Origin of the sequence: Corticicoccus populi (assembly GCF_042686195.1) — a bacterium.
Taxonomy (GTDB): Bacteria; Bacillota; Bacilli; order Staphylococcales; family Salinicoccaceae; genus Corticicoccus; species Corticicoccus populi.
In genome coordinates, this window is sequence record NZ_JBHUOQ010000001.1 from 1,465,559 (window position 1) to 1,490,884 (window position 25,326).

A 25,326-nucleotide genomic window follows, 5' to 3' on the forward strand; every position below is an offset into this window, starting at 1 on the left:
TACAGAGCCGCCTTAACGGGCGGCTTTTTTACTTGAGTATTTTTTCAATATTTCCAGAAAGTAAGGACAGTAATGCTTTAGTTTATAATTTCCGACACCCTGTATTTGAACCATATCCTGTTTCGTCTGCGGCATTTTTTTTGCGAATTCCCTTAAAGTCACATCTTTAAAAATATCTTCTTTCTCCAGCTGATGCTGATCTGCGAGTGAATCCCTCATATCGATCAGTTTGTTATAAACCCTTTCGTTCGGTGAAGCATCAGTTGATATGTCGACTTTCTCTTTAAAGTCGGAGCGGAAAGGTACTGAATACAGCATCTCAGTATTATTCATCACGGATTCACCTGCCTCTGCTGCTTCAAGTCCTTCATTTGTGGAATGAAGATAACCGCGCAGAATCAATTCATCCAGCACATGATTCACTTCTGCTGTACGGTATGACTGCATCACACCGAATGACGGCAGTGCATCCATGTGATGACGTTTAATCAATTCACTGGTTTCCCCGCGGAGAATTTGTATCGCCCCCGTTTTCGACAGCCTGTATGATGCACTCTTCACAAGCCCCATCACCCTCTTTGCCTCATCTGTCATATCATATGTGCGCTCCAGGTCGAGACAGTTTGAGCATCTGCCGCATTCTCTGACATATTCATCCGGATTGAAATATTTGATAATAAAACTGCTCAGACATTTACTTGTACGGTTATACTGAATCATCTTGTCGAGCTTTCCCCGCATGAAATCTTTATATGCATCACCGGCATTGGAACGGTCTATAAAAAATTGATGAAGGTTTACATCCCGCTGGCTCGACAGTAAAATACATTCACTCACACCGCCGTCACGTCCTGCCCGTCCGATTTCCTGATAGTAGCTCTCAATATCGCCAGGCATATTGTAATGTATAATATAACGGATATTCGACTTATCGATTCCCATACCGAATGCGTTGGTTGCGACGACAACTTTGCTTTTATCTTCTACAAATAAATGCTGGTTTTCATCTCTCTCTTTTTTTGGCAGTCCGCCGTGGTAAATGACACTTTCAATATTATTATTTTCAAGAAGCATGGAAATTTTCTCAACTTCCGCACGCGTTGCTGCATAAATAATTCCGGACTCCTGCAGTCTCTTTTGTACATAGGAAACAATAAACTGATCCCTCTGGTATGTTTTATCAACCTTAAGGTGCAGATTATCCCTCTTGATACTTGAAGTCACTACATGTTCATCAGATATACTCAAAAGCTCCTGAATATTCTTCTGTACTTCATTTGTTGCGGTTGCTGTCAGCGCGGCAAATGTTGTGCCCGGCAGCAGTTTTTTTATACGGGGGATGACTTCCTGATAGCTCGGTCTGAAATCATGTCCCCATTTTGAGATACAGTGTGCTTCATCAAATGCAACAAGCGGAATGTTGAGCGTCCTTAATGCTTCACAGAACTCAGGTGTGTTAAACCGCTCAGGCGCCACATACAGAAGCTTGTACTGCCCGTCACGTGCGTTTTTCATCACAGTATTAATTTCTTTCTGTTTCAATGTAGAATTTAAAAACGCAGCCTCAATCCCCCGTTTATTTAATGATTCCACCTGGTCTTTCATCAATGAAATCAATGGAGAAATGACCAGAGTCATTCCCTCAAGTTCGAGCGCCGGAACCTGGAAACATATTGACTTCCCTGAACCTGTAGGGAGTACACCAAGCGTGTTTTCACCATGAATCACAGATTCTATTATCTCTCTTTGCTTCGGTCTGAATGATTCATATCCAAAATACTGTTTAAGCAGTTTCTCCATAACTGTCATCCCCAACGTCCTGTAACTAAATTCATCGTTTTATTTCTGATATATTATTATACATGATTCTATTATCAATTTGTATTTCAGAATTCAAATTTCCTACAAATTAAGAATGAAATAAAAAAACCGGGACACTCAGGTCCCGGAACACTGTATATTACATTTTTTCTTTCACTAATTCTTTTGATAATTTATAGTTAATCGCTTTAAAGAGGCTCAGCACCCACATATGATGTGCATATAGGTTTGCATGTGCATCATCACAGTCAATCACTTTGAATTTGACTTTTGAACCGCTTCTCTTTTGAGCGAGTTTATGCATGTGATACTGGGGAATCGTACCGACATGCATTGCTGATGTGGATTGATTAAAATCATTGAGCGCCACTACCGGCTTATTCCCGGCAATATAAACGCCGCCCTTTATTCCCGGGTGGATAATATCATTTTCAGGCGCATCCAGTTCCGCACCTTCCAGATACAGTGCCACCCTGTTCTTTTCTTTAATCACTGTATATTCTGTATCCTCTATTTTAGCATAGAATTCTTCCGGAATATCAGGACGTCTGACAATGTGGAACAAATCAGATATGTACACCTCAACCAGTGCATATACATCAACACCCCACTTCACCACGCTGTCACGTTTCAATACATTAAACAGTTCCTGATGCTGATCCGTATACTCACGGCACATGACCACCTCGTCACCGGAACCGAGAATATTCGAATGATTGGACTCCACCTTAATACCGCCTGCCACTGCAAGATAAATACGGTTCCCTCTCGGAGAGTCGCCGAACTCCAGCACATCTCCTCTGTTAAAGAGGTAAATGCGGTTGGCATGGATATCCTTACCACCGCTTTTTCCGGTAAAATCAGCACCTGAGTAGGCAATAATCGTTGGTTCTGTAAACTTAATTGTCGCAGGCTGAACAGTCATTTCAATAGTCGGTGCCGATATATCATTGCCTACAAGTGTATTCGCAAGCTGATGCGCCAGCCGGTCACATGCACCGTTGTACTCATTATTTGTTGAAGATTCCTCTTTATCCAGTGTCTGCAGGATAGTCAAGAGACCTGTCTCCTGAATGATTAAACTCATTGTGCGAACCCCTCTTCTTCTAAAAATCCACGCACTTCATTTATGACAATACCGCTCGGTTCAATCGTATTATGGGCTTCCATAACAGATATTGGTTCATATAAAAATGTCACTGTATTTTCTGTCATTAAAATATCCTGTAAGTATTTATGATTTTTTGATTCATAGAATGATTTCTTAACACTTTCCTGCTGCTCGTTTGAAATTGTTTCGGACTGCTGATATGTAATGGAGCAATCTCCATTCGCAAAGATCATTCACGATACCTCCTTTAAATGTTAGTCATTATAAAATAAACCTAATTCATCTGCAACAAAGCCGGTAATATTGGACACAATAAAATATACGATAATAATTGCTGCGATTACACCGATAAATCCCATTGCAACACCAATAATTTTCAATTCATTCTCAATTAGATAAGTCACCACAAAATGTGTAAATAAAACAATACCAATTACGAGCAGTATTAATAAGAATGTAATCATGGTTTCACCTCAAAATTCCCAATTCAATTTGCCTCAGACGGATATGCCGGACCTGAAGCTTTATCATCACGTTGTTTTATTTGTTCTAACACTGTTTCCAGAACCGGATACGCCTAAAATCTATACTGCAGTTTAAACACATTACAGTACTAAGCAGTCAGTCCCATTATCATTATAATATAAAACAAAATTGAAATCATTGTTCGTTATTTTAATACTCCCAATTTGAAATATTATACGCCTTATGATTCATATAAAGCAAATTTGTATAAAATTCTAATCGGTATTCGAATTTTCTATAGTTTAGCATACCACGTCTTATTTTGCATTTAAGTCCGCAGACGGATGAAACGCTTTGTTTATTCATGTATAATAGGAGATATTCATTTTTCGATTTCCGAAATAAATTCTCTCTATGTTAAAGAAGGTTAGATAGTTATGAAAAAACAACAATCACGCATATGGACTAAAGATTTCACCATGATAGTGATTGCCAACCTGTTTATATTTCTGGCATTTCAAATGTCGATTCCGACACTGCCGCTTTATGTCCGTGAAATTGGTGCAAGTGAGCGGTTCATCGGACTTGTCGTTGGTATATTTACGTTTTCCGCCCTCCTCGTACGGCCGAAAGCAGGACAGTGGATTGATTCCAAAGGCCGTGCCCCGGTATTTTTAATCGGTTTAATCATTTTGACGCTGTCTACATATTCTCTTGCCGTCAGCTTTACGATACTCATACTTCTCGTTGTGCGGGTCGTGCAGGGTGTCGGATGGGGATTATCCAATACTGCTTCCGGTACAGTCGCCTCTGACCTCGTACCGAGAGACCGGCGCGGTGAAGGTCTTGGATACTTTGGTCTGAGCGGTAATATCGCACTCGCTATCGGACCTGCTCTCGGCCTTTTTCTCGTTGATTACATTTCATTCCAATGGCTGTTTGTGATATGCGGCATTCTTACTATGTTTGCGCTGCTTCTGGCACTGACTGTGAAATATCCGAAACTCGAAGTACACAGCGATGATGACGAAAAGTATGAAGTGGCGCCGCCTCGTTTTGATTTTGTAGAAAAAAAGGCACTTCCGGCCAGTACACTGTTATTGTTCATTACACTCGCATTCGGGGGTATTGCGACATTTCTGCCGGCGTTTACTTTCGAGCGTGGATTTGAGTCACATTATATCCAGATATATTTTGTTATTTATGCATTCGCACTCCTTATCACACGCCTGTTCGCGGGTCAGCTGTACGACCGTAAAGGTCTGACCATTGTTTTCGTGCCGGGCGCTGTATCCATCATTATAGCGATGATCCTTCTCGCTCAGTTGTGGAACCCCGCCATGCTTTTTACAGCTGCAGTCCTTTACGGTCTCGGTTTCGGCTCTATTCAGCCGGCACTGCAGGCATGGGCTGTCAACAGTGCACCGAATAACAGGAGAGGTATGGCAAATGCGACATATTTCTCAGCATTTGACTTAGGCGTCGGGTGCGGTGCCATCCTATTTGGTTTCGTGGCAGAAGTCTTTCCTTACAGTATGATTTACTACTTAAGTGCAGCAAGTGTTACTGTCGCTCTTATTCTGTTTATTATTATGCGCAGCAGAAATAAACAATCTGCATAAAATTTTCTTAAAATTAATGATTGAACCTGAATACTTCCGGGTATATTAAAATCAGGATAAATAATGATTGTATTTATTTTATTCAAATATTAAATATACAGGAGGAAATAATTATGGGTTGGATTATCGCATTAATCGTCGGTGGATTAATCGGCTGGGCTGCTGGTGCCATTCTTGGTAAAAATGTACCATTCGGTATTATCGGCAATATCATTGCAGGTTTGATTGGTTCATCAATTGGTAACGCACTCGGTATCAATATCGGCCCGTCACCCGGCGGAGTAAACATTATCGGTGCATTGGTCGGTGCGATTGTACTCATTTTAATTGTTTCATTTATTATGAGAGCAGTCGGCGGAAGTAAAAATTAATTTATTTCCTGTTTCTTTATAAATATAAAAAGAGGACCTCAGAGGTCCTCTTTTTATATTGTATTACTTACTGCTGACTTTTCTTATCTTCAATCAGCCAGCGGTCTTTCTTCTCAAGCTCAGCAGTTCTCTCTTCTCTTTCCGCCTTGATTTTATCAAGTTCCATCTGCATCTGCTTATTTTCAAGAAGATAGTTTTCCTGCTTAATTAATTCTATTTCGTGCTCCTTATCCAGCTGACGGAGCTTATTTCTGTCATCTGTTTGATTATAATGGCGCCGGAGTGCATAGATAGGGATAGATAAACTCATCACAACTGCAAAGAGACCGATAATGCTGTCTATGTCCATTTAATCACCACCATCTTCTTTTTTACTTTCCTCAATCAGCCAGCGCTTATTATTTTCAGATTCAATTTTCTTTTTCTCCCGGCTCTCTCTATCAGATTTGATCTTATCAAGTTCCAGCCGCATCTGTTCATTTTCAAGAAGAAAATTCTCCTGCTTTAACTCTTCAAGTCTGATTTCCTGTTTAACCTGTTTCAGTTTAATATTTTCATCACTCTGATTATATCCCCTGTACATTGCATACAAAGGAATACTTGCGATACCCAGGGTACCGACAAGCACGACTGCAAAAACAAATTCAAACACACCCATTATGTTTCTCCTTCGTTATGTTTATTTTCATTTTATCATAAAAATAAACAGGCGCCTAAATCCTTAGACGCCTGTTGCTGTTATTCTTCAGAAGCTTCTGAAATCGCAATATTATAATCTTTAATTAAAGCAACCTGCTTGATGGAATGACTCTCTGCTTCAAGTACAATCCATTTATCTTCTTCTGTATTAATATAATCATCTTTTTCGATATCTGTATTAATACTCTGCATCCACCCGCCGATTGTATCGATGTCCTCACTGTTTTCAAATTCAATACCGAACTGGTCAGTGATATCATCGAGCAGGACCCGTCCGTTGATGTGATATATATTATCTTCCACTTTCACAACATCCGGCTCTTCATTCTCATCAAATTCATCGCGGATTTCACCAACAATTTCTTCAAGAATATCTTCCATCGTTACCATACCGGCAGTTCCGCCGTATTCATCAATAATCAATGCAATATGCACACGTTCACGCTGCATTTTAACCAGTGCATCACTGATTCTTGATACTTCAGTAATCAACGGCAGTTCATGAATGAATTCTTCAGGTGTTGCTTCATCATCGGATACATGCATTGTCAAATACTCTCTGACATTGATGAAACCGATAATCTGATCTTTATCACCTGTACTGTCTGTTACAGGATATCTTGTATAGTTATGCTCTTTTACAGTTTCCAGAACATCGTCAATATTGACAGGCTCCGTCAGAGTAATCATCTGTGTTCTCGGAACCATGATATCTTTCGCAAGTCTTTCATCAAATGAAAAAATATTTTGCATGTAAGCAAGTTCTGTCTGGTTAATTTCACCACTCTGGTAACTGTTAGTCATAATGACTTTAATCTCTTCCTCAGAATGTGCCTGTTCAGTCGGCATTGTTTTGAAGCCGACAGCGCGAAGCAGAAAACGTGATGTTCCATTCATCGACCAGATTAAAGGTTTCATGACAACGCCGAAGAAGTATAAAGGTCCGGAAAAAGTCATTGCCATTTTTTCTGCATACTGAATGGCTACTGTTTTCGGCGCGAGCTCTCCGACTACAACGTGGATAAACGTTACAATTAAGAACGCAAAACCGATCAGCAGCGGTGTCATCAGTTCATCAGGTACTCCAACCGCTTCAAAAACAGGGTGTAAAATCACTTCAAAAGTAGATTCACCAATCCACCCGAGTCCAAGGGCAGTGACAGTAATACCAAGCTGACAGGCAGATAAGTAATAATCAAGCTCCCCTGTCATCTTCTTAACTCGTTCAGCCTTCTTATTGCCTTCTTCAATTAAATTATCCAGTCTCGACTGTCTTGCCTTTACAAAAGAGAATTCCGATCCCACAAAAAGCATGGTAAGCAGAATTAATAATATAAATAATAATAAATTTAGTAGTGTTGATATGTCCAATATGTTCCCTAAAAGGGATTCACCTCCGGTAATTTGTGACCACTATTTGTTCCTTGTGCATTTAAAACCAACTCAACAACATCTGTTAACACCGCATCCTGCAAACCAGCTTTCAAATACGCCTTCCCAATGGTAGTCACCTCCAACACTCTAAAATAATTAAGAATATTTTATCATATATTACAGTCCATTATCCATGATAATGATATTAAAAATAAAATATTATCCATTAATTCGAAATAAATGCTTATCCTTGTTCAAAACAAAAGACTCTTAAGGAATATCCAAAGAGTCTCTCATTAAACAAAATTTATAATTACTTCCCTTTAATAAAGCCGAATCCAATTGTGCCGTACCCGACATGAACGCCCGCAACCGGCACCAGCGGCTCGCATTCAAGCTTAAGGTGTGGAATATGTTCTTCAATCTTTGTTTTCCACTCATTAATCAGATTTTCTTTTCCGGCATAAACAATGGACAATGTTTTGACAGCATCATTTTTCACATGTGCTTCAAGACTCTTCAACACACTCGTAGCCATTTTCTTTTTGGTCCGGACCTTTTCCCCGATTACAATTTTACCATCATCAAATTTTAATTTAATCTGAACCTGAAGCAGTGTCGCGAGCATTGTCTGTGAAGCGGAGACTCTGCCGCTTTTCCGCATTTGGGAAAAACTGTGCGGCAGTAAAAACAATTGTCCGTTCTCACTGATTTCATTGATATTTTTCTCAACAGTTTCAATCGTTTCACCGTTATTCCGGGATTCAACTGCGGACACTATCATCTGTCTCATTGGATAACTGCCGAGCCTCGAATCAATAACAACAGCCGGCTTATTAATTTCTTTGGATGCACTTAATGAATTCTGGTATGTTCCAGTCAGTTCACTCGATGCATGGACCGCAAGTACTCCGTCATAATTCTCATCCGCTTCAATATCTTTGTACACATCGATGAACTCTCCCTGAGATGGCTGTGAAGTTTTAGCGCCTTCGCCGCTCTCTTTAAGAAGTTCGTATATCTCTTCGGTTTTTATATCCACGCCGTCTCTATAAGGGGTACCATCAATAATAACCGTCATCGGCAGCACTTTAATATCATGTTCTTTTATAAATGATTCCGACAGGCCTGCTGCAGAATCTGTTACGATTGCAAATTTTTTCATTATTATTATTCAACTCCCATAGCAATTACACACAGTGTAGCACGGAGACGTTTTTTTTACTATAAATTGTCGGCGGACCGGGCCAGCGCCTGATACGTACGACCTCTTTTCTGCAGTAATTCTTCATAAGATCCACTTTCAACAATGTGACCTTCTTCCACAAAATGAATATAATCAAATCGTGCCAGACGGGTTAAGTCATGCGTGCTGACAACCACTGTTTTTCTCATAAAAATACTGTCCCATACCTTTTCCCTGAGCTGTTCATTCAGGCTTGCTGTCGGTTCATCGAGCAGCCACCAGTCTTTACCTTCAAGAATCATACGGACCAGGTGCAGCCTTTTTCTCTCACCGCCGGACAAGTGGCCTGTATAATCAATGATTTCATCCGGTGAAAGGTACTCCATCTCTACATACTCGAGTGCATTGTCTACTGTCTGATCGGCCTGGTTGAAACGCCCGAACATTGTTACATTGTCACGGACACTCGCATTATAAAAATCGAGATGCTGAGGCATCACACCAGATGATGTAATACCGGTCATCTGATTCAAAATTGTTGTTTTACCTGAACCGCTGCTTCCGATAAGTGCATGTTTTTCACCCTGATTTACCGTAAGATTAATATTATTTACAGCATCCTTCTTTGTACCAGGGTATTTATAATTCACATTCTTCAGAACAATCCGGTTCTGAACCGCATTCTTTTCAGGCAGTTCTTTTTCAGCAGTAATATCCTTAACAGCACCTGAAACACTTTTATAGTTGGTTCTTGGAAGAATGACAGGATTCGCAATATCAAAGAATCCAATCAGTAAAAGAAGAATCATCGGGACAAGGAGGCCTTCCTCCCCGCTGATTAATAAAATGACCGCAATGATACCTGCAGCCTGTACCAGTCCGGAAAAGAATAACAATAGTGACTCCACTCCGGATTTTTTAATGCGGTCATTTTGAATATCTTCAAGTGCTTCATTCACTGACTGCTGTGATTTATGAACGTTTTTTGTAACAAATAAATCAATGTAGTTATGAATATGATGATAGATTTTCAAATATGCAGAAGACTCATGATGCAGCGCATCCTGATTAATATGATACAAAAGTTTTTCAAAAAGTTTCGGCAGTATATATAAACTGCACACAGAAACAATCAACATTACGATAGACAACGGAACACTCACAATCACAGAAAGCACTGTTAATAAAAGTGCAACAAGTACCGCGGTAACATACGGGTAAATAATACGGATGTAATAGTCTTCAATCTGCTCAAAATATTGATTCAGCATTTGAACAAACCGTACACTGTGTGTGCTCGTATCTGTTTGAATTGTATCTTTAAAATACTTCAGTCTCAGTCTCCCGATCATCTGAAACGTTGCATCATGCGACAGGAGGCGCTCAAAATACTTAAATGCGCCTTTAATCATACCAAACATTTTAATCACTGCAATAATCAAAATAATAATAAAAACAGGCGGTTCAAAGAAACTCAGACTGATCATATAACCACTCAGACCGAATATTGAAATACCGACCAGACTGCCGGTAAAACCAAGAATAATGCTGTAGAGAATATGTTTACGTTCTGTTTTTAAATAATTCATCTGCTGCACCTCACTAAAGACTGATTCTGAAGTTCATAATGTGCATCTGCAATATTCAGCATTTTTTTCCGGTGGACGACGGCAATCACTGCACTTCTTGTTTTCAGCTCTTTCAAATAAGCAAGTACCAGTTCCTCTGTTTCAGCATCCAGAAACTCAGTCGGTTCATCCATTAAAATGAGCGGCGGCGAGTGCATAAGTACCCGCGCAAGCTTCAGTCTGACGATTTCTCCGCCTGAAAGCGGAATGTTATGATTGACGATTTCAGTGTGAATACCCGCATCCAGATTTTGAATGCTTCTCAGCATATTCAGCTTCTCTAATATATTTTCCACTTCCTGCTCTGTATAGATACCGCCGGAAACATACTCATAAATTGTTGTATCTGAAAAATACACCTGGTCTGATATATAACCGATATTTTCATCACCTACATACACTGTACCGGCAGACGGTTCATGAAGCCCGAGGACAGACCTGAGCAGTGTACTTTTCCCTAGACCGGACGGACCTGTAACTGCTGTGAGACCTGTTTTATCAAATGACAGGTTAATATCTTTAAGCAGTGTCCTGCTGCCGATTTTTATACTGACGTTTTCAAACGCTGCCGCACTTTCTGTTCTGCCGCGGTAGTCAGTATTTTTTTCTTCTTTGTTAATCCACTCCTCTGCTTTTTTATAATGTCCTTCTGCAAGTCTGCCGTTATGGAATTCAACACCCATTACTTTAAGTGCATTATAAAATTCTGGTGCTAAAAGCAGTGTAAAGAAAGCAGCATAAAATGATATATTCTCAAATACAATAATCTGCAGACCGATTTCCAGTGCAACCAGTCCGATCCCGAGAATAGTAATGAATTCAAGCATCAATGATGACTGAAATGCGTATTTCAATACTGCCATGGTGTTTTTTACAAACGACACATTATCTTCTTCAAGCCTGTTAATCACATTTTTTTCCGACTGTGTATACTTAACGGTATCTTTACCACGGACTAAATTCAGAAATAAAGTACCCATATTATCAAAATCATCCGCAAGTTTCGCAGATTCATCCCTTGTTTTCAAGCCGACCAATACGTAATACAAAGGTACGAACGGTGCCGTAAACAATAAAATTAATGCCGCATTCAAATGGACGAAAGACAATGCAGCAATAATTACAATAAGTTTAAACATCGTATCAATAACTGCCGGGATGAATGTCGCTTCGTAACTCCGGTATTTTTCTATATGCACAAATACCGCATTCATCAGTGATTCAGATTTTTTATTCGTCTCATCATCAATTTTACCGACAACATCCTCACTCATTTTTCGTATACGGCCATGTGCAGTTTTTGATGTGTAGTACTTATATAATGCCTTTAAAGTGATGAACATGATAAAGAAAACCATCATCCACATTATTAAGGACTGCTGGACGTTTCCATCTCCAACAACAATCTCTGACAGCAGCAGAGACAGGTAATGACCGAATGCAGTATAGCAGATGATAGTTACAGCACTGATTAAAGCGAAAACAACAATATATTTCCCGGGAAATCTTAGTTTCATATTCTTTCCTTTCCAGAGAGAAAAAACGCGAAGAGTCCTTCACGTTTTAACCACCAATATAACTCATATTTATTTTCCTGCGCGCATTCCGTCTCTCCTCGGATATTTCCGTACGAATTTCCGAGTAACGGTCATCACGCTCTGCCCATACACCGGACAGTATTTTTTTCAACTGACTGTCATCAATTGTATCATCTCGTAAACGCTGACGCACATCAAAACCATCCACCGCAAACAGACAGCCGTAAAATTTACCGTCGGATGATAACCGTGCCCGGGTGCAGGTTGAACAGAAACTTTCGGAAACGCTGGTAATGAAACCAAGATATGAATCGCTGTCTTTATGCCGGTAGACTTTTGCCACTTCCCCGTAATATTCAGGATCAAGTGGTTCAAGGTCAAACTCCCCGGAAAGCATTTCAAGAATTTCTTTTTTTGAAACCACTTTATCAAAATTCCATCCATTATCATTACCGACATCCATAAATTCTATAAACCGAAGCGTAACGCCTTCCATCTCTTTAAAAAAACGGGCCATCGGTAAAATCTCATGATCATTCAATCCTTTTTGGACCACCATGTTTACTTTGACTTTAAAACCAACCTCTAATGCATACTGAATCTGCTCAATAATACGGGATGTCCCGATACCCCGGTCATTAATTCTGCCGAACAACTCATCATCCAGTGCATCCAGGCTGATATTCAGTCTTCTGAGCCCTGCATCGTAAAGCTTCTGCCCGTGCTTTTTCAAAAGCAGACCGTTTGTCGTGAGTCCGATATCCTCAATTCCCTCTATCCTGTTTAAACGGCGGATCAGTTGATGCAAATCTTTACGCAGCAGGGGTTCACCGCCTGTGATCCGGAGTTTTTTCACACCCATTTCTGCATAGATTTTAGACACACGTTCAATCTCTTCAAAACTAAGCAGCTGTTCCCGCTTCAAAAATTCAAAGTCATCGCCAAATATCTCTTTCGGCATACAGTACGTACACCTGAAATTACACTTATCTGTTACTGAAATACGCAGATCCCGAATCGGCCGTCCGAACTTATCTTTCACCGCTTCAGTCATCATACACCTCCGTCTATATCAGATTTATAGTTAATATTACGAAAGATATCAGTCTTCAATTGATACTTTCCGATATTCACTTCTGTCACATTCATATTGTCAAATAACGCACGCATACTCAACCTGCCCGCATCTATCTGTTGTTTTAACCGGTCTGTCAAATCCCGTCCCTGATAGACCCCGACAAGCGGATGCTGTCTTCTGTCTTCTGCTGAAATGATAATACGGTCTGGTGTTTTCTCCGCCTGTTCAAGTAAAATATGAATCCACTCCTTTGTAACAAACGGTGTGTCACACGATACAACAATCAGACGGTCTTTCGGATAGGACCTGCTCACCGAGTACAGTCCGCCGACAGGGCCGCAGTTTTCAAAAGCATCTACCACAGTTTTTAAATGAAATGCGTCCTTTAGACGTTCATTCGTACTCACCACAATGTCATCACACACGCCTGTACTGTCGAGCATCTCTGATACATGTGTGTACATTACCTTATTATCCACCTTATACAGACTTTTATCCTCACCGAAACGTGTGGATTCACCACCCGCCATAATCACACCGATTGTTTTCATCCACCGCTCACAGGCGGTATTAATGCAATCTCATCCGAATCCGACACTTGGTAGTCATCCCTGACAAATGATTCATTACTCGCCACCTGAAACACTTCTCCATCAAGCTCAGGATATTCCTCATAGATGTATGACTTCAGCATTTCAACACTGATTTCCCGGTCTATATCAAGCGACACCCTGCTGCTGCCGACCTTCTCTTTCAATCCCGCAAAAAGTAATATTTCCATGATTAACTCTCCTCTAAAGCCGAATGATATTTCCTCGAATCACCGATCCATTCTTCACCATCCGACCAGACTTCTTTTTTCCAAATAGGTACAATCTCTTTTAAACGCTCAACTGCATACTCATTCGCACGGTAGCTTTCTGTCCTGTGCGGTGCACTTGTCACAATGACTACTGCAATATCGGATATACTGAGATGCCCGGTCCGGTGCCCGATTGCCGTGATGACTCCCGGAAAGCGCTCTGAAATTTCATCACCAATCTGTGCAAGCATTTTTTCCGCCATCGGCACGTAGGCTTCATATTCAAGATACACCGTCTGTGTTCCTTTCGTCCATTCACGCACATGACCTGTAAACGTACATACAGCCCCCTGGTGTTCATTCAAAACCATCCGATGATATTTATTAATATCCAGCTCTTTTTCTGTCACTTCAAAACGCTTCATCAATTTCACTCCAATGTATAAACCATTCCATTAACTTATCTTCATCATAACGCAGATCAAATGTCATTAATACCGACTTAAGACTTAAAAACTCCACCGGCACAGCACCGTCCGTAAACGAATACTCCAAATATATCTTGGGATAATCCAAAGCCTTATAGCCCTCTATTAAAATAAAATCCACTTCTCCTCTAAGTCTGTCCAGCTGATGATTCAAATCCGGCTCTTTTTTAATTACAGTCATTGATGTATCTGTTGTATTTAAAATCGTCACATCAGACCCTGATTCAATAAATTTCCCTGTATCAGTGCTGTCGGAATAAACGGCCTGTCCATTATGATGATGCTTAATCACTGCTGTCCGGTATCCTGATGATTTCAATCGTTTGACCATTTTGTTAATCACCGTTGTTTTCCCGGTATTTTTATAGCCCGTCACCTGAAGAATTTTCATTTGTCAGGCACCCGGAATGTATCCGTGCCGCTGGTCATATCTGTCATCATCACTTTCACTTTGTCGCCCTGTTTAAATCCACGTGTTCCGCCGGGAAGAACGATGACACCGTTACTTTTTGCGATGGAGGTCACTGCATTCGACTTGTTGAATCCGGACGGTTTCACAAGAAGACCTTCTTCTGTAAACTTGACTTCCGCGCGGATAAAACGTGTGAATGGATTCGGCTTTGTAAAATTTTCATCCAGTACTGCATTGATAAACGGTGCATATACATTTCTGCTGTTCATCATAGATAAAAATGCCGGGCGGCAGAATAATTCAAAACCGGAATAGCAGGCGGACGGATTACCGCTTAAACCAAACAGTAAAGTATCTCCGTAAGCACTGACTGTCGTTACACTTCCCGGCCGCATAGCGACTTTGTTGAATAACACTTCGGCACCGAGTGCTTCATATATTTTCGGCAGGAGATCATAATCACCGACAGAAACGCCCCCGGTTGTAATCACTGCATCAACTGCTTCAATCATTTCTCTTACCCTTTTTAAAATCGTGTTAAAATCGTCACTTTCCAAATGGTAATGTCTGCCCTCTATATTCATGCGGCCGAGCTGTGCGAGCACCATCGGTGTATTGGAATTTCTGATTTTCCCTCTTTCCAGTGTGTCACCTGCATCGAGCAGCTCGCTTCCTGTAGACAACACCCCGACTACCGGCTTTTTATAGACTTTTACATACTCGTAACCAAACGTCGCGAGTGTTGCTGTGACACCCGGGTTTATCAGCGTGCCTTCCGGCACAATCACATCACCTTTCAGGCACTCTTCACCCTGAAATGCGATATTCTCACCCTTAGTAAATGTCTTCCTGACTGTAAAACCTTCCTCTGTTTCCTTTGACTGTTCAAACATCACGACAGTATCTGCACTCTTTGGCACCTCTGCACCTGTCATAATTCTGAAGGCTTCATTCTTCTTTAATATATAGTCACTGGACGCACCCGCCGGCACTTCTTCCACCACCTTGAATTCAATCCGGCAATCCCCGGATGCCCCTTCAGTATCAGACGCCCGGACAGCAAAGCCGTCCATCGCTGATTTGGTAAATACCGGCACATCGTTCGTTGCAGTCAAGTCTTCTGCAAGCACCCTGCCGCCGCTGTTTAAATAATATACCGTTTCAGGCGGAAGTACCCTCACTTTTTCCATCACCCGGTGAACCGCTTCCAAAACCTGAATAGGTTTTCTGTTTAACGTCATTATTCTCCCTACTTTCAAAACGTTTTCTCTGTTATACTCATTGTACTTGAAAAGGAGTTGAGAATGGTGGAATTTACACACTTTAATCATCAGGGACGCGCTAAAATGGTGGATGTTTCAGACAAGGAAATCACTGCACGGACTGCCGCTGCCGGGTGCAGCCTCGAGGTCACAAAAGAAATTTATGATGCAGTTACCGGAAAGAAAATCAAAAAAGGAGATGTTTTCTCCGTTGCACAGGTGGCAGGGATTATGGCTGCAAAAAATACCCATCAGACGATTCCGATGTGCCATCCGCTGCCATTGTCCGGTATCGATATCCGTTTTGAGTGGGATACAGAGCAGGATTATCTTTTGAATATCACTGCTGAAGTAAAAACAACCGGACGTACAGGGGTTGAAATGGAGGCACTCACTGCAGTAAGCGCTGCTGCACTGACTGTTTATGATATGTGTAAAGCGATTGATAAAGGAATGGTGATTAAAGAAACCAGACTGTTATCAAAAACAGGCGGAAAATCCGGTGATTACCAAAGGTAACTCAAGGGGTTTACCGCCTGCACACTGCATCACTTATTTAATTCATACACCAAGTGGTTCAACTCAGGAATCACCAGTTCCTCCATTGCGAGCTTCACTGCGCCGGTTGACCCCGGCAGTGAGATGATGACTTTATTACCATACGTGCCCGCCGCCGCACGTGACAATATACTTCTTGACCCGATATCCTCTGTGTAGCTGAGCATTCTGAAAATCTCGCCGAACCCCTCGATTTTTTTATCAAATAAAGGCTCAAGTGCTTCAAGGGTAACATCTCTTCTGGCAATCCCCGTTCCGCCGGTGGTGATTACTGCATCTATATCACTGTTTAAAAGCTGCTGTACCGATTCTTTAATCTTCGAAATATCATCTGTCACAATAATATAATTTTCATCTGCAACGACTGCGTTAATCTCTGTTAAATACTTTTTGACAAGCTGACCGCCCTTATCTGTCTCTCTCGTCCGTGTATCACTCACCGTCACTACCGCGGTACGAATGTCTCTGTCAATCCGGTCAATTATACTCATCCTTTACCCCCTCATCCAAAAATCTGATTAATGACTGTTCTGCTCTTATTCATATCCGACGTTCCGTGAATTAAAAATCTGCCGTCATGAAAGTTAACGAGCCGGTATTCTTCAAACCGAAACTCGATAAAGTAAGGCGTCTCCCTAAAATGAATGCCCCGCTCGAAAAGGCGTGCAGTGACTGCTTTCTTATCCAGTTTTTCATCAATATACTGGACCGTATCCCTGCCGCACAGTTTCATCGTGCTTCCGGCATCTTCACTGAGTGCCGGATAGGATGCGTGTGATGAACATGCCGGGCAGTCAGGGTCTTTCATAACGTCTATCTTGAATTTCATATGATCCATATCCCAGAGATTTCCGACCCTCATATAGTACGGTGCCTGAAATTGTCCCGTCATTATTTTTAAAGCCGTTGTAACCTGTTCCGACACCGCTGCCTGGACCGCCGGAGCAATAATTCCTGCCGTGTCACATGTCAGTGCGGTTTGAGGCAGAACCGGCACAAGGCAACGGTAACACGGTGTTTCCCCAGGTACGAAGCCGCAGCTCGTATATGATGCTTCCACGCAGGCGGCATACACCCACGGAATGCCAAGCTTAAAAGCTGTATCATTAATCAAAAGACGTGTGTCAAAATTATCTGTACCGTCCAGGATGATATCGGCCGCTCCGGCAAGCGGTTCAATAAGCGCCGCATCACAGTGTGCAATATGTACCTCCACTTCCAGATCACTCCGAATATCCGCGAGTCTTTTTTCTGCCGCAATCACTTTCGGGATTTTCTCTGCCGCATCGCTTTCACTGTATAAATTCTGACGCTGCAGATTCGACGGCTCAACATAATCCCGGTCAACCAGTATCAGTTTTTTCACCCCTGCTCTTGCCAGCATTTCACTGGACGAAGAACCGAGTGCACCAGCTCCGACAATCAGCACTGTACTTTCCTCTATCCGCCGCTGTCCGTCTGTACCTATGTTATTGTATCGTTCCTGCCTCGAATATCTGTTCATTTTAACCCACTCACCATAGTATTTTCTCAAGCTTACTATATTCACAAACTTAAAGTAAGTCCGGACGCTTATGTTACTGTTATTTTAAATTGTTAAGTACGTGTAAAGATTTGATGTTCTCCTTCTGCACTGTGTTAAAATAGTATCGATTACATGTTTGTTATTAAGTGAGGGGAGCCTTATTATGCAAAAAATTCTCGTTGTAGATGATGAACCTTCAATTGTTACACTGCTGAAATTTAATATTGAACAGGCGGGCTTTGAAGTCATCACTGCAGATAACGGCAGAGCCGGCCTCGATACTGCACTTTCACAATCTCCGGATTTAATCGTTCTTGATTTGATGCTTCCTGAAATGGACGGCATGGATGTATGCCGTACGCTTCGTCAGGAAAAGGTCAACACACCAATTTTGATGCTAACTGCTAAAGACGATGAATTTGATAAAGTGCTTGGCCTTGAACTCGGTGCTGATGATTATTTAACAAAACCTTTCAGTCCGAGAGAAGTCGTTGCCCGGATAAAAGCCATCTTAAGACGGTCCGGCGCTGAAGATCCGGTTACAGATGAACAGACGATTAAAATTAAAGATTTAGTCATTCATCTGGACCGCTATGATGTTTACTTTAAGGAGAATCTTTTATTTTTAACACCTAAGGAATTTGAACTTCTGCTGTATCTTGCCAACAATAAAGGACGGGTGCTCAGCAGGGACCAGCTCCTCGACCGTGTGTGGGATTTCCAGTATGACGGTGATACAAGAATCGTTGATGTCCATATCAGTCATCTGCGGGAAAAAATTGAAGAAGATACCCGTAAACCAAAGTACATTAAAACCGTACGCGGCTTCGGCTACAAGCTTGAGGTTCCTCAGTCATGAAACGATTATGGCTGAGGATTTCAGTATCTTTTTCCCTGCTGACCCTCTCTTTACTGATTATTTTATGGTTCATTATTGCGTCTGTCAGTAAAACCACATATACAGATACAATCAGAGAGCATTTAGTTGAAAATGCGGTCCTTTTTTCAGAGATGATTTCAACGTCAAATTTACTCACCCAGCCTGACGAACTCGATGCGTTGCTTACCAGAGCAGAAGAAGACATCAATATGCGCATCACTGTAATCAGTCCGGAAGGCAGTGTCATTGCAGATTCTGAAAATAATCCGGGATCAATGACAGATCACATAGACCGTCCGGAAATCAATGAAGCTCTTGAAGGCGCGGATGTTGCTGAATCAATCAGGAACAGTGAAACCGGCGGGATCAACATGATGTATATCGCTGTACCTGTTTATGATGCCGATGATAATATTACCGGAATTGTACGTACATCATATTCACTCGAGCTCATATCTGATACTACACAGTATTTATGGCAGGGCCTTGCAGCAGTTCTTGGGATTGTATTAATCATCTCAATCATCGTTGCCGTATTTCTTGCGCGGAGTATTACTAAACCTATAAGTGAAGTGGTAAAAGCTACCGGTGAGCTTCGCGAGAAAAATTACAGCCACCGTATCCACGGCGAATATAAAGGAGAGATGGATACTCTGGCACAGTCTGTCAACGCACTTGCAGCAAGTCTGCAGACGCAGTTGAAAATCATACGGGAAAACGAACAGCAGCTAAACAGCATACTGGATAACCTGGTCAGCGGCGTAATGCTTGTAAACGCCCAAGGTACCGTCGAAATGATTAATCCGTCAATGGAGCGGTTTCTTTCAAGACACAGGGACAACATACTAAACAAGCATTTTAATGAATATGGAGAAAATATCGGCCTCTCGGCTTTAATTCATACAGTCTTTGAAGAAAATGAAAAAGTAAATGCTGAAATCACTTCATATTATCCAAATGAACAAAAATTTGATGCACATATCAGCCCATACTACAAAGACAGCTGGCAGCAGGGCGGTGTCATTATTGTCCTCCACGATATTACAGAAATCAGGCACCTTGAACAGATTAGAAGTGATTTTGTCGCCAATGTATCCCACGAATTAAAAACACCGGTCACTTCTGTCAAAGGGTTTGCAGAAACGTTACTCAGCGATGATGTTACAGATAAAGACACCGAACGGCAGTTTTTACAAATTATACTCGACGAAAGTGAGCGGCTCGACAGACTGATACAAGATCTTCTTCATTTGTCCAAAATCGAAAAAAATACACTGCCTTTAAATATTGAACAGATAGAAATCAGACAGTTTATCAAAGAGATTGTCCAGACTCTGTCCACATCGGTGAAAAAGAAAAATATACAGCTTACACTGCCTTCTACAGAAAAAGAGACTTTTCTTGAGGGGGACAAGGACCGTTTGAATCAGATTATTATTAATCTCGTTTCAAATGCCGTTAATTATTCTTATGATTACGGTTTTGTAGAAATCAAAGTGAAGGCAAAAAATAATAACATCTATATTTCTGTTTCAGATAACGGTGTCGGCATTCCCGAGGAAAGTCTTTCCCGTATTTTCGAACGCTTTTACAGAGTCGACAAAGCCCGTTCCAGACATTCCGGCGGCACAGGACTCGGGCTTGCGATTGTCAAACATCTTGTTGAATCACATCACGGCCGTATCAAAGTCGAAAGTATTGAAAATAAAGGAACAACCATGACAGTCATTCTACCGAGACAAATGCACCCGTAATAAAAATATCCGTAGTATAACAATAAAGAATTAACACAGTTTAATGAAAGTTCCTGAAGGGTATTATATAATTATGATAATAGGTTGGAGGTCATCATCATGAATAGTAAACTAAAATTTATCGTAAATGTCTTACCTGTCGTGTTAGTCCCTTTATTTCTCGGCAGAAAGAAAATAAAAGAGCATCCGGATATTGAAAAACTCAGTGATGCTTCAAAATCTGCTTATACAACTGTCAAAGATAAAAGCATTGACACTGCAGGCACGATAAAAGATAAAAGCGTCTCAGCTTACGAAACAAGCAGACACACTTATGATGTCGTGAGCGACAAAGTTTCCGAAACAAAACAAAGTATTCAGGAAAAAAGAGAAGCGAGAAAACAATTAAAAGAAGAAAAAAGAAAAAATCAGCTGAAAGAAGAAAATTCACTCAGCTTAACCGACATTCCAAAAATGATGAAGTCACACACTTCACTTTCAAATGAAGAAAAAATGCGCGGTATGCTGGTGAGTGATAAAGTACTGCATACCTCACCTCTTTTATTAGAAGCCGGTCACAAAGAGATTAACTCTAATCATCCGGCAATTTATGATTATGATAAAGATATTTCATCTGAGGATACTTCGTTTGATGAGGAACAACTTGCTTTAACTGTACAAAGTTTTGATGATACACTGAACAAGGAAGAAAATAACCATGCAGAAGAGGAGAAAGACATGACACACATTAACAACGTTCAGGACGAATATTTTAACAGAGTGAAGGATCACGAAAAAAATATCGAGGCGTTTAACAACAGCCATCTTTTCCTGAGACACCGTGAATCTCTTGCACCTAACTTAAAGACTGAAGATGAAAGTACTGTTCTGGAGCACTCCGCGCTGTTTCAAAGGCATCGTGAGCAGGCAGAATCCCACATTGAAAAAATGGGAAGAAGAACTTCAATTGACAGCAATATGAAGCGTTCCAAACATCAAAAAAAATTAGACAGCAAACTGAAGAAAGCACGTTAAAATTTGGAACCTGCAACAGGAGTGACGACTATGAACATTAAATCTATGACTGTATACTGCGGGGCTGCTTACGGGGTGAATCCCGCATATGAAAAAGCGGCTTATGAATTTGGCCGATCCCTCGCAGAAAAAGAAATCAAACTTGTTTACGGCGGCGGTGCACTCGGTTTGATGGGCAGTATCGCAAACGGTGTACTTGAAAACGGCGGTGAAGTCACGGGCGTGATGCCGAGATTTCTAACTGAAAGAGAAGCCGCACATCCTGGAGTTGAGGACATGCGCATCGTGGAAACAATGCATGAACGTAAGACACTCCTTGAGGGTCTCGGGGACGCAATTGTTGCCCTTCCCGGCGGTGCCGGAACGCTTGAAGAACTTTTTGAAGTGTTTACATGGGGGCAGATTGGTCTTCATAAAAAACCAATAGGAATATTGAACACTGAAAATTTCTATGATGATTTAATCAACATGTTTCATAAACTTGTAGACAGCGGCTTTCTTGAAGAACGCTACATGTCGCAGATATTCGTTGACAATTCTCTTGATGATTTACTGCAGCAGTTTAACTCTCACGTACCTGCAAGCGTCCGAACTTATAAAGATCTAGTAAAAAGACACCGTTCATAATTTGAAACGGTGTCCTTTTTTCAGCTCTATTTTATATACAACCTGTCGTTTTAGAGAATGTCCGTCCTCTATCAGAGGATGATTAAATACATCCACTTCATCCATACCAATTTTTTTCATAATATTGATAGAGGGAAAATTCCTTTTTGAAGCATAGGCATACACTTCTTTGATATCTGTATTCCGTTGAATAAATTTCAACACACCTACAGCAGCTTCAGTCGCAAACCCCTGGTTCCAATGCTTTTTCATAAAACGCCAGCCGATTTCAATACACGGGAGAAACTCGAGATTAAAATCACCGTCCTCTTCTAAAACCTGGACACCCGTAAAACCGATGAATTCACCGGTATCACGCCGCTCCACTGCAAACAAACCAAAGCCCCTGTCTTCAATATCTTTTTGAGCATCAAAAATAAACTGTCTCGACACTTCAACCGGGACAGTATCCGGGAAATAACGGCGGACATCCGGATCCATATTCATAGATATAAAGACTGGAATATCACTGTTCTTCCAGTCTCTTAAAATCAGACGCTTTGTTTTAATGTATTTCATATTCAGCCTCAACCAATTCTTCTTATTATTCATAAAACTGTTCAAAATTCAGCGTAGACTATTTTGGATGACTCATACGATGATAGCTGATTAACTGCACTTTAAACGCTTCTTTTTCAAAGTGATAATCACTCAATTGTTGTTTTTTTTCTGTTGTTGCCACGACATCCACATAATCCGTAACATGTGATAATTGAAATTTGATGTTAAAATACTCTGTATTATTTTCAAGGTCCGGTTTGTAACCGATAATCCTTTTAACTTGTCCTGTAACATCCTCAAGTTTTGAACCGACAATGGATTCAATCTCTTTTCCGAGTTCATCCAGTTGAAATGTTTCTCCTTCAATCATGCCAAATTTTCTCTCAAACACAACGCATCCATCCTCACCTGAAATTTTTCTTATCTATTTTACTTTAACTGCCCTCATCAGAATTTTCTTCATTTTCCTCTGAATCTGTTTCTTCTGCTTCCTGATTATCTTCTTCAGAAGTATCTTCCTCCGGCCTTAAAGCATTAAGTTCCTGTTCTTTCGACTCTATGTTCTGATCCAGTGTATCATTCTCACTGCGAATGGACTGAATTTCACTTTCCAGTGCACTGATATCTTTATTCACCTGTTCTAAGTCTTTACTGGCCTGTGATTCTTCACTACAGCCCGCAAGTGCGAGGAGTAACGCCCCGATAATTAACTTTCTCAAGTGATTCTCCCCTTTATCAAATAGATTAAAATAATTATATCATTCCTTAAGTATTTAAGTAAGTTATCCACTGGTAAACAACGGGAGAAAATCAAAAAAACCGGAAATCAAATTGATTTCCGGTTTTAAATATTAATTACTGATTAATTGTTACATCATGCAGCTGATAAATACCTAGAGCATCCACTTCAAAGTTTTCAACTTCGTTACGAACACCTGTCAGTTCATCCTGATGGTGAATATTAATCTGTGGTTCAAGTTCAGCTAATAAAGTCTGAAGCTCAGAGTAAATTGCCAAACGCTCGTCCGGGTCAGTTTCCTGACGGCCCGCTTCAAGTAATTCATCTACTTGATCATCACTTAGGAATGAACGGTTACCCGGGTCACCATGCATGGATGAATGGAATAATGAGTACAGACCATAATCCGCATCGCCTGTTACAGTAGACCAGCCAAGTACATACATGTCATGTTCTCCTGCTGCAGTTTCTTCCAAATATGCACCCCATTCACGCTGCTGCACATCAACATCAATGTTAATTTCCTGAAGTGCTTCCTGCAGGAAGATTGCTGTGTCAACACGTTCCGGGCTGTCATTTGTTAAGATTTCAAGTGAGAATCCGTCTTCATGTCCAGCTTCCGCCATCAATTCTTTTGCACGATCAAGATCATACTCGATACCTTCTGCATTCTCATCATAACCGAACACATCCGGCGCTAAAGGACCGCGTGCCGGTGCACCTACACCGTTATAAATCCCTTCAATGATTGCTTCACGGTCAGTCGCATAAGAAATTGCCTGACGTACTAATGGATCATTTAATGGTTCTTTTTCAGTGTTAAATCCTACATAAGATAATGAGAGTAACGGCTGCTGATTCAAATAAGTTTCCGGATGTGAATCTACACGGTCAACATTATTTGTTTCTGTCTTACCTACAATATGAGAAGAACCAGATTCCAGTTCCGCCAAACGTGCACCTGTTTCAGGAACAACTTTAAATGTTACAGTATTGAGTTCTGCCGGATCACCATGGTAATCTTCATAGCGTTCAAGTACAACCTGGCTCCCTGCATCTCTGGACTGCAGTGCAAAGAAACCTGTACCTACAGCATTATCTGCAATATAGTTCCCGACTTCATTAGCAAATCCGTCTCCAACTTCAACTTCTCCGGATTCTTCACGCTGTGCAACATATTCCTCAGCAGTCATGTCTTCCCCTGCTGCATCAAGCGCTGCTTGTAAATCTGCATTGATAACCTCTTCACTAATCATACCGCCGGCATCATGTGAAAGGTGTGCAAGTAAAGGTGCGAATGGATATTCAGTTGTAATTTCAACTGTATGATCATCAATCACTTCTACATTTTCAACCATTTCATATAAAAACATACGCGGTGATGCGACATTAGGATCAACAATGCGGTCAAGATTCGCCTTAACCACTTCTGCATTAAATTCACTGCCGTCATGGAAAGTTACGCCTTCAGCAAGTGTGAATCTCCATGTATTTTCATCAACCTCTTCCCACTCAGTTGCAAGTCCGGGCTGGACTTCCATATTTTCATCCAGAGTAGTCAGTGTTTCATAAATGTTACTACGTACATTACTTGACGGTACATCGTTACTTCCGTGAGGATCAAGACTTACGATATCACTCATTTCTGAAATAACTAAATCACCGCTGCCTGCTCCCTCTGCACCATCACCGCCGCTTGCTGCTTCATCAACATTACTGTCGTCTGCACAAGCTGCAAGTGCCAATGTAAGAACAGAAATCATTGCAAACATAAGCAATAACCTGAAATTCTTCATTCTAAATAGCCCCCTAAAAATTTTGATTAAATAAAA

General features: G+C 41.0%; 29 protein-coding genes. 7 read left to right on the forward strand and 22 right to left on the reverse strand.

The window, feature by feature from the left end; translation table 11 throughout:
• Positions 1–12: 12 nt before the first annotated feature.
• The 4 genes from recQ to ACFSX4_RS07350 all read right to left on the reverse strand — a co-directional run bounded on the left by recQ (position 13) and on the right by ACFSX4_RS07350 (position 3,396).
• Complete coding sequence (gene recQ / locus ACFSX4_RS07335; protein ID WP_377773061.1) at positions 13–1,800, reverse strand: DNA helicase RecQ; 1,788 nt, start codon at positions 1,798–1,800, stop codon at positions 13–15.
• A gap of 160 nt (positions 1,801–1,960) precedes the next feature.
• Complete coding sequence (locus tag ACFSX4_RS07340) at positions 1,961–2,908, reverse strand: hypothetical protein (RefSeq protein ID WP_377773063.1); 948 nt, start codon at positions 2,906–2,908, stop codon at positions 1,961–1,963.
• Positions 2,905–3,165: a hypothetical protein gene (locus ACFSX4_RS07345; protein WP_377773065.1), complete on the reverse strand. Its 261-nt coding sequence runs from the start codon at positions 3,163–3,165 to the stop codon at positions 2,905–2,907. The genes ACFSX4_RS07340 and ACFSX4_RS07345 overlap by 4 nt, the downstream gene beginning before the upstream one ends.
• Before the next feature lie 21 nt (positions 3,166–3,186).
• On the reverse strand, positions 3,187–3,396 hold the full coding sequence (locus ACFSX4_RS07350) for a hypothetical protein (protein WP_377773067.1): 210 nt from the start codon (positions 3,394–3,396) through the stop codon (positions 3,187–3,189).
• A gap of 438 nt (positions 3,397–3,834) precedes the next feature.
• Here ACFSX4_RS07350 and ACFSX4_RS07355 point away from each other — a divergent pair, with 438 nt between their 5' ends.
• A complete protein-coding gene (locus tag ACFSX4_RS07355; protein ID WP_377773069.1) occupies positions 3,835–5,019 on the forward strand; it encodes an MFS transporter in 1,185 nt (394 codons plus the stop codon).
• Positions 5,020–5,132: 113 nt separating this feature from the next.
• Complete coding sequence (locus ACFSX4_RS07360) at positions 5,133–5,390, forward strand: GlsB/YeaQ/YmgE family stress response membrane protein (protein WP_377773071.1); 258 nt, start codon at positions 5,133–5,135, stop codon at positions 5,388–5,390.
• 67 nt (positions 5,391–5,457) lie between these two features.
• On the opposite strand, the gene ACFSX4_RS07365 is transcribed toward ACFSX4_RS07360, so the two are convergent.
• The 12 genes from ACFSX4_RS07365 to ACFSX4_RS07420 all read right to left on the reverse strand — a co-directional run bounded on the left by ACFSX4_RS07365 (position 5,458) and on the right by ACFSX4_RS07420 (position 15,836).
• Positions 5,458–5,739, reverse strand: a complete 282-nt coding sequence (locus tag ACFSX4_RS07365) for a hypothetical protein (RefSeq protein WP_377773073.1) — start codon at positions 5,737–5,739, stop codon at positions 5,458–5,460.
• The gene (locus tag ACFSX4_RS07370; protein ID WP_377773075.1) at positions 5,740–6,048 is read right to left on the reverse strand and encodes a hypothetical protein; all 309 of its coding nucleotides are present in this window, start codon (positions 6,046–6,048) and stop codon (positions 5,740–5,742) included.
• An 80-nt stretch (positions 6,049–6,128) separates the two neighbouring features.
• Entirely contained in the window at positions 6,129–7,460 is a 1,332-nt protein-coding gene (locus ACFSX4_RS07375; protein ID WP_377773077.1) for a hemolysin family protein, read from the reverse strand.
• 316 nt (positions 7,461–7,776) lie between these two features.
• Complete coding sequence (locus tag ACFSX4_RS07380) at positions 7,777–8,628, reverse strand: DegV family protein (protein ID WP_377773079.1); 852 nt, start codon at positions 8,626–8,628, stop codon at positions 7,777–7,779.
• A 59-nt stretch (positions 8,629–8,687) separates the two neighbouring features.
• On the reverse strand, positions 8,688–10,238 hold the full coding sequence (locus tag ACFSX4_RS07385) for an ATP-binding cassette domain-containing protein (protein WP_377773081.1): 1,551 nt from the start codon (positions 10,236–10,238) through the stop codon (positions 8,688–8,690).
• Positions 10,235–11,794, reverse strand: coding sequence for an ATP-binding cassette domain-containing protein (locus ACFSX4_RS07390; protein WP_377773083.1), 1,560 nt, complete (start codon positions 11,792–11,794; stop codon positions 10,235–10,237). Before ACFSX4_RS07390 ends, ACFSX4_RS07385 begins: the two co-directional genes overlap by 4 nt.
• Positions 11,795–11,840: 46 nt before the next feature.
• Positions 11,841–12,869, reverse strand: coding sequence for a GTP 3',8-cyclase MoaA (gene moaA / locus ACFSX4_RS07395; RefSeq protein WP_377773085.1), 1,029 nt, complete (start codon positions 12,867–12,869; stop codon positions 11,841–11,843).
• Complete coding sequence (gene mobA, locus ACFSX4_RS07400) at positions 12,869–13,444, reverse strand: molybdenum cofactor guanylyltransferase (protein WP_377773087.1); 576 nt, start codon at positions 13,442–13,444, stop codon at positions 12,869–12,871. Before mobA ends, moaA begins: the two co-directional genes overlap by 1 nt.
• Positions 13,441–13,674, reverse strand: coding sequence for a molybdopterin converting factor subunit 1 (gene moaD, locus ACFSX4_RS07405; RefSeq protein ID WP_377773089.1), 234 nt, complete (start codon positions 13,672–13,674; stop codon positions 13,441–13,443). Before moaD ends, mobA begins: the two co-directional genes overlap by 4 nt.
• 2 nt (positions 13,675–13,676) lie before the next feature.
• The gene (locus tag ACFSX4_RS07410; RefSeq protein ID WP_377773091.1) at positions 13,677–14,120 is read right to left on the reverse strand and encodes a molybdenum cofactor biosynthesis protein MoaE; all 444 of its coding nucleotides are present in this window, start codon (positions 14,118–14,120) and stop codon (positions 13,677–13,679) included.
• Positions 14,107–14,574 carry a molybdopterin-guanine dinucleotide biosynthesis protein B gene (mobB, locus tag ACFSX4_RS07415; RefSeq protein WP_377773093.1) on the reverse strand — a complete coding sequence of 156 codons (468 nt, stop codon included), beginning with the start codon at positions 14,572–14,574 and terminating at the stop codon, positions 14,107–14,109. The genes ACFSX4_RS07410 and mobB overlap by 14 nt, the downstream gene beginning before the upstream one ends.
• Positions 14,571–15,836 carry a molybdopterin molybdotransferase MoeA gene (locus ACFSX4_RS07420; RefSeq protein ID WP_377773095.1) on the reverse strand — a complete coding sequence of 422 codons (1,266 nt, stop codon included), beginning with the start codon at positions 15,834–15,836 and terminating at the stop codon, positions 14,571–14,573. The genes mobB and ACFSX4_RS07420 overlap by 4 nt, the downstream gene beginning before the upstream one ends.
• A 63-nt stretch (positions 15,837–15,899) precedes the next feature.
• On the opposite strand from ACFSX4_RS07420, the gene moaC reads away from it, so the two are divergent.
• Positions 15,900–16,376: a cyclic pyranopterin monophosphate synthase MoaC gene (gene moaC, locus ACFSX4_RS07425; protein ID WP_377773097.1), complete on the forward strand. Its 477-nt coding sequence runs from the start codon at positions 15,900–15,902 to the stop codon at positions 16,374–16,376.
• Between the two features lie 29 nt (positions 16,377–16,405).
• On the opposite strand, the gene ACFSX4_RS07430 is transcribed toward moaC, so the two are convergent.
• On the reverse strand, positions 16,406–16,906 hold the full coding sequence (locus tag ACFSX4_RS07430; RefSeq protein WP_377773099.1) for a MogA/MoaB family molybdenum cofactor biosynthesis protein: 501 nt from the start codon (positions 16,904–16,906) through the stop codon (positions 16,406–16,408).
• Between the two features lie 11 nt (positions 16,907–16,917).
• Entirely contained in the window at positions 16,918–17,919 is a 1,002-nt protein-coding gene (locus tag ACFSX4_RS07435; RefSeq protein WP_377773101.1) for a ThiF family adenylyltransferase, read from the reverse strand.
• A gap of 184 nt (positions 17,920–18,103) precedes the next feature.
• Here ACFSX4_RS07435 and ACFSX4_RS07440 point away from each other — a divergent pair, with 184 nt between their 5' ends.
• The 4 genes from ACFSX4_RS07440 (at position 18,104) to ACFSX4_RS07455 (ending at position 22,215) form a co-directional block, all read left to right on the forward strand.
• Entirely contained in the window at positions 18,104–18,799 is a 696-nt protein-coding gene (locus ACFSX4_RS07440) for a response regulator transcription factor (RefSeq protein WP_377773103.1), read from the forward strand.
• Positions 18,796–20,574 carry a two-component system histidine kinase PnpS gene (gene pnpS, locus ACFSX4_RS07445; RefSeq protein WP_377773105.1) on the forward strand — a complete coding sequence of 593 codons (1,779 nt, stop codon included), beginning with the start codon at positions 18,796–18,798 and terminating at the stop codon, positions 20,572–20,574. Before ACFSX4_RS07440 ends, pnpS begins: the two co-directional genes overlap by 4 nt.
• 99 nt (positions 20,575–20,673) lie before the next feature.
• The gene (locus ACFSX4_RS07450) at positions 20,674–21,588 is read left to right on the forward strand and encodes a hypothetical protein (protein WP_377773107.1); all 915 of its coding nucleotides are present in this window, start codon (positions 20,674–20,676) and stop codon (positions 21,586–21,588) included.
• 30 nt (positions 21,589–21,618) lie between these two features.
• The gene (locus tag ACFSX4_RS07455) at positions 21,619–22,215 is read left to right on the forward strand and encodes an LOG family protein (protein ID WP_377773109.1); all 597 of its coding nucleotides are present in this window, start codon (positions 21,619–21,621) and stop codon (positions 22,213–22,215) included.
• On the opposite strand, the gene ACFSX4_RS07460 is transcribed toward ACFSX4_RS07455, so the two are convergent.
• The 4 genes from ACFSX4_RS07460 to ACFSX4_RS07475 all read right to left on the reverse strand — a co-directional run bounded on the left by ACFSX4_RS07460 (position 22,210) and on the right by ACFSX4_RS07475 (position 25,290).
• Entirely contained in the window at positions 22,210–22,773 is a 564-nt protein-coding gene (locus ACFSX4_RS07460) for a GNAT family N-acetyltransferase (protein ID WP_377773111.1), read from the reverse strand. The genes ACFSX4_RS07455 and ACFSX4_RS07460 overlap by 6 nt on opposite strands.
• A 58-nt stretch (positions 22,774–22,831) precedes the next feature.
• On the reverse strand, positions 22,832–23,146 hold the full coding sequence (locus tag ACFSX4_RS07465; RefSeq protein WP_377773113.1) for a hypothetical protein: 315 nt from the start codon (positions 23,144–23,146) through the stop codon (positions 22,832–22,834).
• A 43-nt stretch (positions 23,147–23,189) separates the two neighbouring features.
• The gene (locus ACFSX4_RS07470; RefSeq protein WP_377773115.1) at positions 23,190–23,474 is read right to left on the reverse strand and encodes a hypothetical protein; all 285 of its coding nucleotides are present in this window, start codon (positions 23,472–23,474) and stop codon (positions 23,190–23,192) included.
• A 136-nt stretch (positions 23,475–23,610) separates the two neighbouring features.
• The gene (locus ACFSX4_RS07475; RefSeq protein ID WP_377773117.1) at positions 23,611–25,290 is read right to left on the reverse strand and encodes a glutathione ABC transporter substrate-binding protein; all 1,680 of its coding nucleotides are present in this window, start codon (positions 25,288–25,290) and stop codon (positions 23,611–23,613) included.
• Positions 25,291–25,326 lie beyond the last annotated feature (36 nt).